This window comes from Treponema sp. OMZ 838 (assembly GCF_000775995.1).
In the GTDB taxonomy this organism is placed as follows: domain Bacteria; phylum Spirochaetota; class Spirochaetia; order Treponematales; family Treponemataceae; genus Treponema.
This window is the reverse complement of sequence record NZ_CP009227.1, coordinates 487,474-501,775: the sequence shown is the minus strand read 5'-3', so window position 1 is coordinate 501,775 and position 14,302 is coordinate 487,474. Positions and strand designations below refer to the sequence as shown.

The following is a 14,302-nucleotide window of genomic DNA, read 5'->3' as shown; positions in this document are numbered from 1 at the left end:
GTTTCTTGGCGGCAGTTCTGGAACCGCTCTCAACGGTTCGGTATGCACAGGCTGCCGCTACTATTTTATTGTAAAAGGTTTAAAGCGTGAAAGAGTATTTTCATAAAATAGCGGTCGGTTATAAGTCCCTATTTTTGAAGGTGTGTACATTTGTTTTACTTTTAGGAGGCTGCCTCCTTTTCAGCTTTTGCATTGTCTATCCGCTCTGGCTGTTGGCAACTCGGTACACACAAACGTATACCGCTATCAGTCTTTTGCTTTTTTCCGCGCTTTTGTTGTTTTTTATTGTTAAGCGCAGTATAAAAAGCTATAAAGCCCATCCGCGGAAGTTCTTCTATTCGCTCATAAAAAAGCTCATTCTCTTTGGAGGATTGATCCTCTTCTTTATATTTATTTTTGCTTATCATCGTATCTTAGCCTTTTCGGTGCTTATCCTCTCGTTTATATTATACGGTTTCGTAGCCTTTGGGTTTTTGGAAGACCGGATATAGCGCTTCCGGTGATGAAAAAATTTCCGCTCTGCTGCACATTTATCTTTTTTATTCATATTGTTGCGGCAGCCCAGTATGCGGAACTACCGCTGATACCGGAGCTGTCTCCGCAAAATCATATTTTTCAGCAATATAGCGATGATGTCCTCTATGCACGGAAAGCACTTGCAGCGGGAAAAACCGCCCATGAATTACCCCTGCAATTTTACCGCTATAGAGCGCGAAAAGAGGATACCATTATCCGAATCGCTGCCCGATGTAGTATTCCGTATGATGCATTGATCACTTTAAACGGTATCGAATCCGTCAAAACCGATATTTCAGGCAAAATGCTCTTGCTGCCGGCTTTACCGGCGCTCTATCTTCCCGAAAAAGCGGTTTCCGATATCGAAAAATTGACCGAAGCGCTGAGTAAAAAGCTTAAAACCGAATCCTTTTCCATTACGCTCCCTTCCGCTGCAAATCCCGAAAAAAAGATACGGGTAGAATGTTTCCCAAATGCGATGCTTGACAGCACCGTGCGCAGCTTCTTTTTTGTTCCGTTCTATCGGTTTCCGTTGCAGCATGCCGTTGTTACATCAGACTTCGGTATGCGGAAAAGCCCTTTTACCGGAAAATCAACCTACCATGCGGGTATTGATCTTGCCGCTCCAACCGGAAGTCCTGTCTATGCCTGTGCAGCAGGTACGGTTATTGAAATTGCATACAGCAATATCTACGGCAATTACATCCTGATACGCCATGATGACGGCAGGGAAAGTCTGTACGGACATCTCAGCAAGGTTCAAGCCCGCTTGTATGAAAAGGTAAAATCAGGTATAGTAATAGGGTATGTCGGTTCTACCGGTCTTTCCACGGGGCCTCATCTACACTTTGAGGTACGTGAGCAAGGAAAGGCAAAGAATCCGTCCCTTTTCATTGATACAAAGAAAGCAAAGTCATGAAGCAGCTCTTGTGTATAACATCATATTTTTTCTTTTTTGCCGTTTCTTTTTTTTATGCTGACAGCTTTAGGGTCGGTAATATGCATTCGTATGTCTTTGACAGGGATGCGTTTGAACCCGTATCGCTTACTATCGGTTATAATGACGCTGTTTCGTTTGCGGTTAAAAGCGGTTTTTTGTTTTTGGAAGGGATAGAACTTGAAATAAAGCAGGATAAGGCAAGTATGAATTATCCTAATTCCATCGCCTATACGGTGTATACCGATATAAAACCGCAACCTTCAAAGAAATATATCGACTATTCTGCAAAAAAGATCAGCACGGCGCTGCTGCCGAATAGGTTTTCGCATATTCTGAGGATTCCGGTAAAAAAAGACTATACTTTTAAGCACATAAAGAATAGCGAACTCTTACCGTATACAGGCCTCATTGGTGTAAGTCCTCTTATGCTGCGGCTGAGTCCTGTTATGAAAGGCTTGCCTGACGATTTTGAGCAAGCCTCTTTTACAGTTATTATCCGCCCTCTTCTGATTGCTGAAGGCGGCTTAAAGCTGAAGCTTCAATTTCCCGAAAAGGAACAAAAACCGATTACCGTGCAGCTGAATAACGAATATCTTACACAGTTCGAAGATTTGCAGCTGTTATTGCCGGGAACGTATTCGGTAAGTATCAGTTCGGATGCGTATCGAACCGAAATGCGCTCCTGTATTGTCGAGCGGGGAAAAATCACGCAGCTGGAAGTTCAGTTGAAATCTATTACGCCGTTACTGCACATACAAGCACCCGAACACACTGCAGTGTTTCTTGATAATCAAGAGATAACGCTTTCAAAAGAACCGCTGCCGGTTGCCGTAGGTGTGCATACCGTTGTCTTTAAGATGGGAACGTATGAACTCACCCGTCAAATTACCGTTGAGGAAGGAAAGACCTACGAAATGACGATGACGATGGATGTTCTCTTGCAGGAAATTACAAATTAAAATTGAAATGCATTAAGGTTTAGTACATCAAAGCCGATATATAGAGTATCGGTCGGTTAGTTCCCCTCCCACCCATTAACCGGCCGATAGCCAGACGGCGGGCCGGTTCTTTAACCGGCTTTTTTTTTATGCACCCGCTTTCATTCCTCTAAAGCGCTGCGGTGTAATAGGGATATGAAGGCGGATACGGCCGCTTTAAAATACTAATCTTATTCCTGCTTTGATATTTAACGAATTGGCAATCTGTCCGGGTTTGTGTGGATCTCCTTTTGTATTGGCGGAACCGTCACTGTGTTTTGTTTTAGTTACCGTGTATACAGGGGCATATAAAGTATCCGACACGCCGCCGTAAATACCGACCATTTTGGTAAACATATAGGAAACATCCAAATTGACACCGCCGCCGATATTGACCTGTGATTTTTCCTTTTTTGTTAGCCCATCAGGGTAGTTTCGCCCGCTGCCGCCGATGCCGAGTCCGGCACCGAGTCTTAAATCCAAATTCTTTACGGGGTGGAATACGTAGAAGAACCCGAACTGGCTGTCTATTACATAGGTTAAGTCTGCATCTATCAAGTTTCCTGAATATGACCGTGGGTATGAAGTCTTATACCAATAGTCCTTTCCGAAAGCAAAATTTGCAGTTCCGTATACTCCGAAATTTTGAATAAATTCGACGCCGAACAGTATATTCAAACCGCCGGTATGAGCTGTCCATGATTTGTGTCCGCTGCCGGAAGGCTCGCGGCTGCCAAAATAGGTATACACCGGGCCAAGCTCAAGGTTCATCTTTACGTTAGCAGAAAGAAAACTTACTGAAAATACGGTAAGTAAACAGAGCATACAAAGTCTTTTCTTCATATCTTATAATCCTCCTAAAAAGGTGTAAAGTTAGCGCAAGTATGACATTTTTACTTGTTTCAGTCAATGAAACTTGATAGTAAAGAGGGAAGTTTTTTCAAGGGGTTTGCCCCTAAAACAGCAGTTAATAGCACACGAAAAAGCATCATTGATTAAAAAATCGTTACAGCTTTTTCTACACTTATTTTTTCTATACTGCTATCGTACACTATATTCATAAAAAGTCAAGCCCTTTTTGATATATTTTTGGACATTTTATATATTTATGCAATAAGCGTCTCGCTTGTAATTGCTTGTGCAATTGCCCTGCTCATCTCTCGCTTCTTTTCTTTCCTCGCCTGCGTTTCATGGTTGCAGTAATGGCGTAATACCCAAAGACTTTTATGTCCGGTAACCATCATAATTTCCCGCTCTAGGAATCCTTTATCCCATAAAATGACAGCTGCTAAATGACGATAGGAATGAATACTCAAATGCGGTACATAAAAGTCGAGCGCTTTCATCACGCGGATAAATTCTTTCCGTATTGAATCATACCCGATGGGACGGTCTGCCCTTGTGTTATTATAGAACAAGAACGCATCGTCGTTATCTTTTTGCGGATGGGTCTCAATGAATTCCTTTAATAAGACGGTAAGGTGCGGGGAAATAGGAACTTCTTTATGAGATTTGTTTTTTGTGTCTTTCAAGATATGGCTACTGAAATGATAGTTTTTTGTAATACGCACGGTTGCCTGCGTTTCGCCGTCATTAAAAAGAATATCGGAAATTTTAAGAGCAGCGACTTCACCGATACGGCAGGCTGTTTCCAGAGCGAGTTTATTGATACAGTAGTGCATTTTATTCTTAAAATGTTCAGTAGTCGAAAAGAGCTGTACCGATTGATCGATGGTTAAAATGGGCTTTATCTCACATTCTCCTTTCGGCGGATGAATTTGCGAAGATATATCAGTATCGAGTAACCCTTCTTTATAGGCGAACTTAACCGTCTGCTGGAGCCATTCACTCATTTTCTTGAGGCTGCTTACTTTAAGAGAGCCCAAAAGGGAGACAAGAAATTTATTGATGTCTTTTGCCGTTACTGTATGAAGCGGGGTATTCTTAAAATACGGGAATAAACGCTTTTGCAGCATATAGCGTATTTTTTGAAACCGTGTTTTCCCCGGAAGGAGTTTTTCCGGTACGCCTTCCTCACGGAGGGCGGCAATATAGGGGGAGCATTTCCAATCCCAAAAGGCTAAGGTGTAATCGACAAATAAAAGGGATGCACGGCTATTTACGGTAGCGTTTTTTTTTACGTCGAGCGATTCAGTGTGCGGTGGTTGTTGAGGATGTTCGCTCTTTTTTTGATTATCACAAGGATGAACGGAAGAGGATAAACCGTACATATAAGAAGCGAGGGAGAGAATGTGAGAAAGCTCATCGGAAGGAATACGCTTATTTACGATCATTTTTTTGAATGTTTCGATAACCGCATGAACTTCAAGGATTTGTTTTTCTTCTTTATTGTGTTTTTCGGTATGCCGCCATAGAGCCATGCAATAACGACTTCTTCAGCTTCTTGTCTGGAAGACTTACCCGTTGAGCGGGCTGTTAAGGGTTTGCCGGTCACCGGATCGGTGAAGCGGCAATACCAAATGCCGCCGCGGAGATAAAGGTAATATTTTTTTGTTTTCATCAGTTCGTGTGCTCCTTAAAAAATCCTTCTATCAGGAAATAAAAATACGTATGGAAGGGCGGTATTCGCGTTGTATACCGGGGGCAATAGTTTCATAATGAAATGAACCACCCCTCCCTGTCCATATTTTTCCGATAAAGGCGGCGCATACTTACCGTCGTATCTTTCGTTCTTTTGATGTGTCGAACGATAAGGTTATTGTACCATTAACAAGGGAAAGAATGCAAGAGAAAACTTTTCCGGCTTTGCTTTTGCAGTTCTTTTTACGTACGGATTTTCCATTTAAAAGTAAAGCTGCATCAGAAGCGGATAAAAGCGTGCCGTATGTTTTTTTCCATATGGTGAAACGGCAGCCGGTAACGGGATACTGATTACAAGAGAATGCTTTTTCCATTTCAACGACTGCGCCGCCGCAGAGCGGACAGATACCAATTTTTTGTTTTTCAAATACGGCTATGGAAAGCTGCTTTTTGCAGACATTCGAGACAAACGCTTCTATTTTTTCTAAGAACGTTTTTGAATCGGTTTTTAAGGCATACTCCCATTCGGCTGTTTCCCGTGCTGAAATAAGCGGAGAAAGAAGCGGAAATTTTTCAAGCTGCTGAATTAAGAAAATCCCTTTTTCCAAAAGATGAAGATTCTTTTTTTCCTCATGTATGTAGGCGCGATCCAAGAGCGTTTGAATAATTGCAGCGCGGGTTGCTTCGGTGCCAAGGGAGGCACTGTACTTTCCGTTCTCTTTCGGCTTTTCCATAAATTGCAAAAGCGAATCATAGCGATAGGGCTTTTTACTCTGTGTTTTCTTTTTTTCTGTCCGTACTTCCTTGCAAAGAAGATGAGTTGTATCAATATCATCAAAAGTATTTTCTTCACCCTTATCCGGTGCATCGGTTTCATCGGATGATTCACCTTCCTTTAAAAAAAGCGATTTCCATCCGATTTCAAGCGTCTTCCGTCCCCGTGCAATAAAAGGTACACCATCTATCATAAGAAAGAGTGTTTGCATTTCATAAACAAAGAGATGAGAAAAAGAAGCAAAGAATTGTTTTACGACAAGAGAGAATACCGCCTTTTCACTTTTTGAAGCAGTATCGGGAATTGCTTGCAGGGGGATTAGTGCATGGTGATCTTCAAGTTGCGCATCATTAAAGAGACGAGCATTACAAGCCTCCAGTAACGCAGTATCAACAGCGTCCGTATATTCAGGATATACAGCGCTCATACGTTCAAAGACATCTTTAATAAGCGGAACGTCAGCACTTCCCATCACACGGCTTGGAGTACGAGGATAAGAGAGACATTGATACTTTTCATAGAGTGTTTGTGCAATGGCAAGGGTTTGATCGGGAGAAAGGGAAAGAGAAGCAAAGGCAGCACGTTGCAGGGCACTTAAATTAAAAAGGAGCGGAGGGACTTCTTTTTTTTGTTCTTGTTTTATTTCTTGTACGACTACCGGTTTTTTTGAAAACCGGTCAGGAGTAAAACAGTCGTTTTGGAAAGCAGTGGTAATCGAGGCGTCTTCATTTTTTGTATAGGCCTTTGCCGTGAAAATAGCCTCACTTGAGGCTATTTCCGCGACATACTCATAATAAGGAGTTGGGATAAAGTCGGCGATTTCTTTTTCCCGCCTGAATATTTCGGCGAGTACGGCTGTCTGCACTCTTCCGACCGAAAGGAGTGTTTTTGCATGGATGGATAACAGACGGGAGATATTGATTCCGACAAGCCAATCGGCTTTTTGGCGAGCATAGCCTTGACGAGCGATATCATTATAGTCGCTTAACGGTTTTACCTTTTTTAAGGCTTCTGTAATAACAGGCGGTGTAAGCGCAGAAGATGTCCAAAATCTAAAAATATTTTTCGTATCAGTGATACCCGCTTCGCTTAAAACGATGCGAGCAATAAGCTCCCCTTCACGACCTGCGTCGGTCGCGATAATGATAGTGTCACTTTGGTGTGTTTGTAATAATGACACGACAAGGTTAGCTTGTTTTTTTGACGCTTCAATTTTTTTAAAACGTATTGTGTGAGGGATAATCGGCAAATCCGAAAGGTTCCATTTTTTATAGTGTACTTCATAATCTTCAGGATCGAATGCTTGAAAAAGGTGTCCGAGACAATTGGTAATAAGATAGCGGTTGTTTTCATAGTATGAGCCGGTAAAGGGAACAGCGAGGGCGTGGGCAAATGCTTTAGCGACGGAAGGTTTTTCAGTTAAAATAAAAGTCATAAAAATAATATAAAGTATTGCAGTAGTAACATCAATATGCTATATTCACAGGTGTCCTAAAGAGGCAAGATAAAGGAATGTTAACGCATTTTTTTTTCTGCCTAGTGCATGAGATAGAAATTTGTGAACACCTGTGTGCAATGTTATCTGAGCAAACAAAATTATATTTGGTGCATCAAATATAATTTTGTTATACATGGGGCGTTTTGGTGATTTTTCAGTTCTTACCGGTTTTTAGCAATACACTTGAGGCTTAAATAGCCTCAAGTGAGGCTATTTAATTTTAAAGGAAAACGATGGCAATACAGTTGAACCTTGAAAGGCTTGGTGCATACGAAAAAGATCTTTTTAAGATCAAGCGCGCGCATAAAAAGAATGACATGAAAGAAGCGCAAAAGCTTTTTACTGCACTAAAACGCCGACTGCACAGCGGTGGACAAATAGGGGTGCCAAAAAACGGCGGTAGAATAGTCGGCTCTTTACGAAAGCGTCAGCAGCGCTGCATGGTGAAATTTTTTTATGGGACAAAAATGAGTGCGCATCAAAAATATCTGGAAGAATATATGCCGCAAAAAAATAAAGAAGCGGTTCTTGAAAAACCTGAACTATTCGGAAGCGATAGCGAAGAATATAAGGCGCACATGAGTGATAAACATTTTAAGTTTATTATTTCTCCCGAGCGAAGCGATATAAACTTAAAAGTCTTAACTGAAACACTGGTGAAAAAAATCAATACGCTTTACGGGCTTGATGTTTATTATCAAGCGGCAGCACATTACGACACCGCGCATCCGCATGTGCACCTTCTTATCAATGGCGTCGATAAAAACGGGCGTGTTATTGAGCGATTTCCGAAAGATTTTATCAAACATACCCTTCGTGTGATGGCACAGGAAGTATGTACTTCACTTTCAGGGTATCGTACGGTCGAAGAAGTTCGGCAAAGTAAAAGCGACTTATATAAAAGTAATCGCTTTACCGCACTTGATAAAGCAATACAGGCAAGTGCATGGAGACGTGATGAGCGAAGTAAAGCAATTATTTTCACCCATGATTCACTGTCAGTAAAAAAGCGGCTTGAGTACTTATCAGCGCTTGATCTTGCCTGTCATACCGGAAGCGGCCGGTATGAGCTTAAAGACGGATGGGATGAATCGCTTAAAAATATGGGCAGGTATAACCGCTTCCTTGAAGTATGGAATACTTATAAAGGAAGCGGAAAACAGGTGAGTGTCTATCAAGGAAAAGAGGAGCTCACCGGAATTATAAAGAAGGTGTATACGATGAATGACGAAGATACATGGAATAACGGGTTTGTCCTTGAGACGGAAAAAGGGATTTATTATGTTCCGACACTGCACAATATCGCAGAGCGTTTTATTGGAAAGACAGTGAGGTATCGCGGCGGAAATACCCACGGGAGTGGAAAGCAGCGAGGAAAGATCACGCTTTATGGCAGAAATACGTAGGCATTTTATATGAAAATGAAAGGAGCAAAAGATGAGTAAGAAAAGTGAATTTATACGAGGTAAGCCGACTCGAAAAAAAATAACGGTCATTATGGATATCCTTAATTTTGTTATTCCGGTTATCACCGTAGTCGGCGGCTTTTGGTGGAGTACACAAGTTTTCGCACACCTTATGCGCTATAATCCTCATATTGTCAGGTATCCGTTATTTCGTTTTCCTTCAGGATATCCGGTGTATAATCCGTTTGTGTACTTCGGCTGTTTCATCAAATACTTTCTTCGTCCCGGCTTTGATGTGTATTTATTCCGCTCAATAAAGCCGGCGCTCATTGGAACAGCAATCGCGATCGGTTTTATTATTCTGTATGTCATTCGCTCGTTACGGCAAAAGGAAGAACATCTTTATGGAACGGCGCGATGGGCAACAGAGAAAGACCTTAAAAATGCAGGGATGTTTCGTGAAACCGGCGTCGTATGCGGGCAGACAGCAGATGCTGAAATCAGTGCCGAGTACAATGCAAAAGATGATGCCGTACGCCTTAAAACAATATCCGAAGGCAGAAGGCTCTTGTGCCATTCGGGGAAAACCAACACCCTCTGCCTCGCTCCAACGCGGAGTGGAAAAGGCGTATCCGTTATTATCCCAACACTATTGAACTACCCGCATAGCGTTATTGTCTTTGACCCTAAGGGAGAAAACTAGAATATTACGGCAGGTTTTCGAAAGCAATTTTCACACTGCCTTAAATTCTCTCCCATTTCACGTGATACGCTGAGGATCAATATTATCGATGAGATACGGGACGGAGACTTTATGTATAGCGATGCGAACCTCATCGCCGATATTCTTTTCGCAAGTGATAGTGCCAAAGATTCAGGGACGGAACAATTCTTTAATAATAGCGCCAAAGATTTTGTTACCGGTGTCATTTTGCATGTAAAATATTCTGATCAATACCCTGCAAAAAATCTCACCACCGTGTTACGGCTCATATCGGAGTCAAATGCTTTTTTCTCACAAGGACAAACGGAAACCGATATTAAAAATCCGCTTGTTGAGGCGATGCTTAAAGATAGGCACAGCGGCAATAAAAGTGCTTGTAAGACAATCGCCGGATGCGCAAGCAGGCTTTCAAAAAATCCGAAAGTCCAAGCAGACGTTCTTTCAACGTGTTTTTCAAAATTGCAATTGTTTGAAGATCCGCTTATTGAAAATGCGACGTGCGCAAGTGATTTTTCAATTGAAGATTTTATTTCAACGAAGACCCCAATATCATTATATCTGACCGTTCCATATGCACATATTAAACGGATCGCACCGGTATTCCGCTTACTCATTGAATTTATGCTCAGGAAATTTTCTGAAGGGGAAACACAGTATGGAGCAGTTAAGCTTTCTGAAGATTTACTTTTTATCCTTGATGAGTTTCCGATACTCGGCTATTTCCCGTTTCTTGCAGAAACGATGGGTGTTCTTGCAGGTTATGGGGTACGTTTCTTAATCATCTGCCAGGCAATGAATCAACTTGTGAAATTATATGGACAGGAACATCCATTTTTAGACCACTGTGAAAATACGATTGTTTTCAGGCCGAGAAAGCCCAGTGATGCAAAAGTCTTTACTGACTTACTCGGTAAAGAATCGGTTGTGCATGAAAACATTTCACAATCGGGAAGGAGGTTCGGCCCGCTTGATAACCGCAACCTTGCCGCACAAGAGATACAGCGGGACTTAATGAATCCGGATGAGCTTACCAAACTTGATTGGAATTCACTTCTTTTAATTAACAATGGTATGCCGTATATCGGAAAGAAAGTTGTCTACTTTGACAGTCCTCGTTTTAAAGACCGTGCCAATATGAGTGCGCCGCAAAAGAGGAAAGAGCTTTTAAGCGAATGTGTAAAACTCCCATCTAACAATGGAATCGATATTTTAGCACGGTCAGCTGAAGTTGAAAAAGCCATGCAAAAAGATACACCGCTTTTTTTAATGAGCGGACAGGATATCCATGTCGGAGAAGCGACGATGGAAAACGCAACACTTGCCGATTTTCTTGAACCGCTTCCGCAAGAAGGGGAACGGCATTTTTGCGACCCTTCCGATCCGTGTATCCAAGAATTAAAAAGGAGAATTAGCACACTGGAATTACAAATAGCCGGTGAGAGTGAAAATGAATGGGAGAATCAAGATCATGAGGTCTTCTAAACGAAAAGAATGGAAATTCTCTATCAGAGTTGACAGAGAACTGTATGAAATTTTATTGATAAAGAGCAAAATGCGGTGCGTTTCCGTTTCTGAAATTGTCCGCAATGAGCTAACTCGTGTACTAATACCAAAAACGAAAGACCCCAATACGCAGGAAAAAGCGCTAATAAAAAAACCTCGTCACAGAAAACAAAAGCTGTCAAATTTTGAACGATTAAAAATACGAATCGCCACAATTGCCAGAAGACTTTTTGCGAACAAATGAAAGAGAAAGTTGGAGTTCTAGTATTCTGGTTTGATTTAAGGAGGAATCAGATGGCACAGTTTTGCATTATGAGAACAAAGAAGCTCAAGACTGACCAGAATGTTGGGGCGAGTGTCTCTCATGCTTTGAGAACTCGCGAGACCTTAAATGCTGATGAACAAAAAACACCGGATAACTGGTGTTGCTGGAAAGGTACGAAGGAAGAATGCAGAGACAGAGCGATGGCAGAATATCGCAAGCAGCTTCCGGAAAGGGTGAGGAAGAATGGGGTGCGAGCAGTTGAGCTGATGATGACGGCAAGTCCTGAAGTTTTCACAAGAATAAAGGCGAATGAATATCTTAACGCTTGTGACGAATGGGCTAAAAAAGTATTTGGTGCATCAAACATTTTTCTCATCACGCATCATTATAACAAGACCACTCCTCATACATCGATACTCCTCGTGCCAATCGATCCAAAGGGAAAGCTCAACTGTCGGCATTTTCTTGGCGGAAAGGAGAAGATGAGCGGGTTACAAGATAGCTTTGCGGAAACCGTCGGGAAGTCGTTCGGTCTTGATAGAGGTGTGAAAGGCTCGAAAGCAAGACATCAGACGATAAAGCAGTTTTACGGTAAGGTGCAGGCTTTGGACAAGGCAATAACTCCGCCAAAGAAAAAACTACTCGAAAGTCAGACAGAGTATGAGGAGTGGGGCAAGGAGCTGGGAGAGAAGATGAGGAATAAGAGGAGTATTTGATGAAAAAGACAAATAAACCATCAGTGCCAGCTTTTTCAGGAAGAAAAGGGCGGTTTATTGCTACACGCGTTGATCAAAAATTGTATGAACTGCTGCAGCTAAAAAGTAAAGAACAGCGTCAGTCGCTTTCCGATATTGTTCGTGATGCACTTGCACTCTATGTTACGCAAGAAGTGAATGATAAAAATTTATTCTATGATGCAATTTCTCAAGTGAAAAGTCTCCTTTATTTTCTTGAAAAAAAGGTCGATTTTCACCGGGAGCTATGGTTTTATTCTCTTATTCCACAGTTTGCCAATTACGTCGATTATTTCGATAAAACGGCAGAAGAAAAAAACAGATTGGATCTATCGCTGTCAAACGACGTAATGACCTTTTAAAAAGTTTCACCCAAAGAATGTACCGGCAGCCGTCAGTGATAGAAAATTTTTTACAAGATTTTCTTGAACAAAGCAATGCAGTGGAAGAAAACCAGGAATAGACAGTATGAGCGATGATGATATTCGATTAAAACGACAATATGATAACCTTATGCGGGATTTACAGCCGCTTGAGTGTTATCTTGCTGACAGTGAAGTCACCGATATTGCAACCCTTTCCGATGGGGAAATTGTCATAGAAAAATTTTGTAAAGGAAAAGAATTTACCGGAATATATCTTACGGAAGGACAGACACAGCAGATTACGCGAAGTCTTGCGACGGTTCTCCATAAAGAGATTGAAAACTCGCGTATTCCAACGCTTGAAGGTGTTATTCCTCATTACAATGCACGTATCCAAGCGGTCTTTCCTCCGTGGACAAAGCGGACACAAGTATATATCCGCCGTCCTGCGCAAAAAATATTTACGCTTGAGCAGTATGTTGATCAAGCATTTATGACGGATGAACAGTATGACGTAGTGACAAAAGCAATTAAAGCGAGAAAAAACATTATGGTCGGAGGAGCGACCGGAAGCGGAAAAAGCACATTTTTAAATGCCGTGTTACACAAGATGGTGGAATACACGCCCGATGACCGGTTTCTCATTATTGAAGATGTCCCTGAATTACAGTGTACGGCACATGATGCGTATTTTCTTTTGACAAGTTCAAAGGAAGCTTCCGAAGCAATCGCCTCGGCAATGCGTATGAAGCCGCGCCGTATTATTTTTGGGGAATTACGTTACGGCAGTGTCGCTAATGAGCTCTTGAAGGCATGGCAGACCGGGCATCCGGGAAATGCTACGACTATTCATGCAGAAAGCGCACCGCTCATGCTTGCGCGTATTCAAGGGCTTTTACGGGAAGTCATTATTGGCTCATTACCTCCTGTATCGGATGCAATACACGTATGTGTGCATTTGACTGCAACGGAAACGGGACCAAAGGTCACCGAAATACTCGATACGTCGATAAGCGGACTTGATGAATACATCAAGGAAATGCAGCGCATTTCTTCATGATGCTATTGATGGTATAACCGCAATATATTATAGTATTATAGACTGTACGGTAATAAAGTCTGCGCTATCACAGATGTGGTAGGTATATGGGTAGATGACGGCGGCGGAGCTTCATATCAATGAAGTATTCAATGTGTCGATAAACAGCACGTTTTTGCAATGATATTGATGTAATAACATCAATATCATTGCAGTATATCGCGCGCTGTAATTTTAAGGAGTGTTACATGAAAAAGAAAGTGCGTGAAAAACTTTCACACAGCACAAAGCTGTCCTCTAAACGGACAGGGAATGGGAAAAAAATAATCGCATTTTGTATTGTTTTTTTCATCTCAATTGTATGCGCCTATGCAGATAGCGGGCGAAGCATTGGAAAGCTTGATGATTATGCTCGATTGATTTTGGGCATCTTTACGAGTTTTTGGATGAAAGCCCTCTGCGCGGTAGCTTTTATCATTATTTGTATACGGGCAATTACTGTCGGTCGTGACGAGCCGGGGCTTATCAAAAAATACATTCCGTGGATGATGGGCGTTTTATTACTTATGAGTGCCGGAGACATTGTTAATTTCTTCTTCAACGGAAACGAAAATATCGCCGACCAGCTCGGAGGCTTAGTACAAGCGGTATCGCTGCTTGTTGCATAACAGACTATAGGTAAGGAGAAAAAAGAATATGGCGAAAGTTGTAACCCATTTATGTGTTGCGATACGGCAATACACAGATAAGGACGGAAAAGAAAAAACACAGTATCAACGGATTGGCTGTGAAATGGAAGATGAAACCGGAAAACGTTTTATCATTCTTGACCGCTTCATCGCCCTTTCAGGGCTTCCTGATTTTTCAAACGGGAAATATAGCGATTCGGTTTTGGTATCGAAATTTCCGGTAAAGAAAAAAGGAGAAGCTGAGAGTGAGATGAGTTTTGAAAGTGAAGAAGCCGATAACGGCATCTTTTAAACCTCTGTGATATGAAACAAACGGAGCGTATTGAAGCG

Annotated in this window: 13 protein-coding genes and 1 pseudogene; 9 read left to right on the top strand and 5 right to left on the bottom strand. The window is 41.8% G+C overall.

Going from position 1 to position 14,302, the window contains the following annotated elements; translation table 11 throughout:
* Positions 1–161 precede the first annotated feature (161 nt).
* Positions 162–407, bottom strand: coding sequence for a hypothetical protein (locus tag QI63_RS13010; RefSeq protein ID WP_200877765.1), 246 nt, complete (start codon positions 405–407; stop codon positions 162–164).
* 95 nt (positions 408–502) lie between these two features.
* Between QI63_RS13010 and QI63_RS02235 the strand changes: the two genes are divergently transcribed.
* Entirely contained in the window at positions 503–1,435 is a 933-nt protein-coding gene (locus QI63_RS02235; RefSeq protein ID WP_044013503.1) for a LysM peptidoglycan-binding domain-containing M23 family metallopeptidase, read from the top strand.
* Complete coding sequence (locus tag QI63_RS02230; protein ID WP_044013501.1) at positions 1,432–2,415, top strand: hypothetical protein; 984 nt, start codon at positions 1,432–1,434, stop codon at positions 2,413–2,415. The genes QI63_RS02235 and QI63_RS02230 overlap by 4 nt, the downstream gene beginning before the upstream one ends.
* A gap of 195 nt (positions 2,416–2,610) precedes the next feature.
* Here the strand turns inward: QI63_RS02230 and QI63_RS02225 are convergent, their stop codons facing one another.
* The 4 genes from QI63_RS02225 to QI63_RS02210 form a co-directional block, all read right to left on the bottom strand.
* Positions 2,611–3,276, bottom strand: coding sequence for a DUF2715 domain-containing protein (locus QI63_RS02225; protein WP_044013499.1), 666 nt, complete (start codon positions 3,274–3,276; stop codon positions 2,611–2,613).
* A gap of 263 nt (positions 3,277–3,539) precedes the next feature.
* The gene (locus QI63_RS02220) at positions 3,540–4,727 is read right to left on the bottom strand and encodes a tyrosine-type recombinase/integrase (RefSeq protein ID WP_044013496.1); all 1,188 of its coding nucleotides are present in this window, start codon (positions 4,725–4,727) and stop codon (positions 3,540–3,542) included.
* The gene (locus tag QI63_RS13110; protein WP_044013494.1) at positions 4,724–4,954 is read right to left on the bottom strand and encodes a hypothetical protein; all 231 of its coding nucleotides are present in this window, start codon (positions 4,952–4,954) and stop codon (positions 4,724–4,726) included. Before QI63_RS13110 ends, QI63_RS02220 begins: the two co-directional genes overlap by 4 nt.
* A 151-nt stretch (positions 4,955–5,105) precedes the next feature.
* Positions 5,106–7,184 carry a DNA topoisomerase gene (locus QI63_RS02210; RefSeq protein WP_044013492.1) on the bottom strand — a complete coding sequence of 693 codons (2,079 nt, stop codon included), beginning with the start codon at positions 7,182–7,184 and terminating at the stop codon, positions 5,106–5,108.
* A gap of 296 nt (positions 7,185–7,480) precedes the next feature.
* Here QI63_RS02210 and QI63_RS02205 point away from each other — a divergent pair, with 296 nt between their 5' ends.
* From QI63_RS02205 to QI63_RS02170, 7 genes and pseudogenes are all read left to right on the top strand, one after another.
* Positions 7,481–8,653 carry a relaxase/mobilization nuclease domain-containing protein gene (locus QI63_RS02205; protein ID WP_044013490.1) on the top strand — a complete coding sequence of 391 codons (1,173 nt, stop codon included), beginning with the start codon at positions 7,481–7,483 and terminating at the stop codon, positions 8,651–8,653.
* 31 nt (positions 8,654–8,684) lie between these two features.
* Positions 8,685–10,859, top strand: a pseudogene (locus tag QI63_RS02200) (type IV secretory system conjugative DNA transfer family protein).
* A 261-nt stretch (positions 10,860–11,120) separates the two neighbouring features.
* Positions 11,121–11,861, top strand: a complete 741-nt coding sequence (gene mobV / locus QI63_RS02190) for a MobV family relaxase (protein ID WP_081984377.1) — start codon at positions 11,121–11,123, stop codon at positions 11,859–11,861.
* Positions 11,861–12,241: a ribbon-helix-helix domain-containing protein gene (locus tag QI63_RS02185; protein WP_044013485.1), complete on the top strand. Its 381-nt coding sequence runs from the start codon at positions 11,861–11,863 to the stop codon at positions 12,239–12,241. The genes mobV and QI63_RS02185 overlap by 1 nt, the downstream gene beginning before the upstream one ends.
* Positions 12,242–12,347: 106 nt before the next feature.
* A complete protein-coding gene (locus QI63_RS02180; RefSeq protein ID WP_044013483.1) occupies positions 12,348–13,304 on the top strand; it encodes an ATPase, T2SS/T4P/T4SS family in 957 nt (318 codons plus the stop codon).
* Between the two features lie 227 nt (positions 13,305–13,531).
* Positions 13,532–13,951 (top strand): hypothetical protein, encoded by a 420-nt coding sequence (locus tag QI63_RS02175; protein ID WP_044013480.1) that lies wholly within the window; start codon positions 13,532–13,534, stop codon positions 13,949–13,951.
* 28 nt (positions 13,952–13,979) lie between these two features.
* Positions 13,980–14,264, top strand: coding sequence for a hypothetical protein (locus QI63_RS02170; RefSeq protein WP_044013477.1), 285 nt, complete (start codon positions 13,980–13,982; stop codon positions 14,262–14,264).
* Positions 14,265–14,302 lie beyond the last annotated feature (38 nt).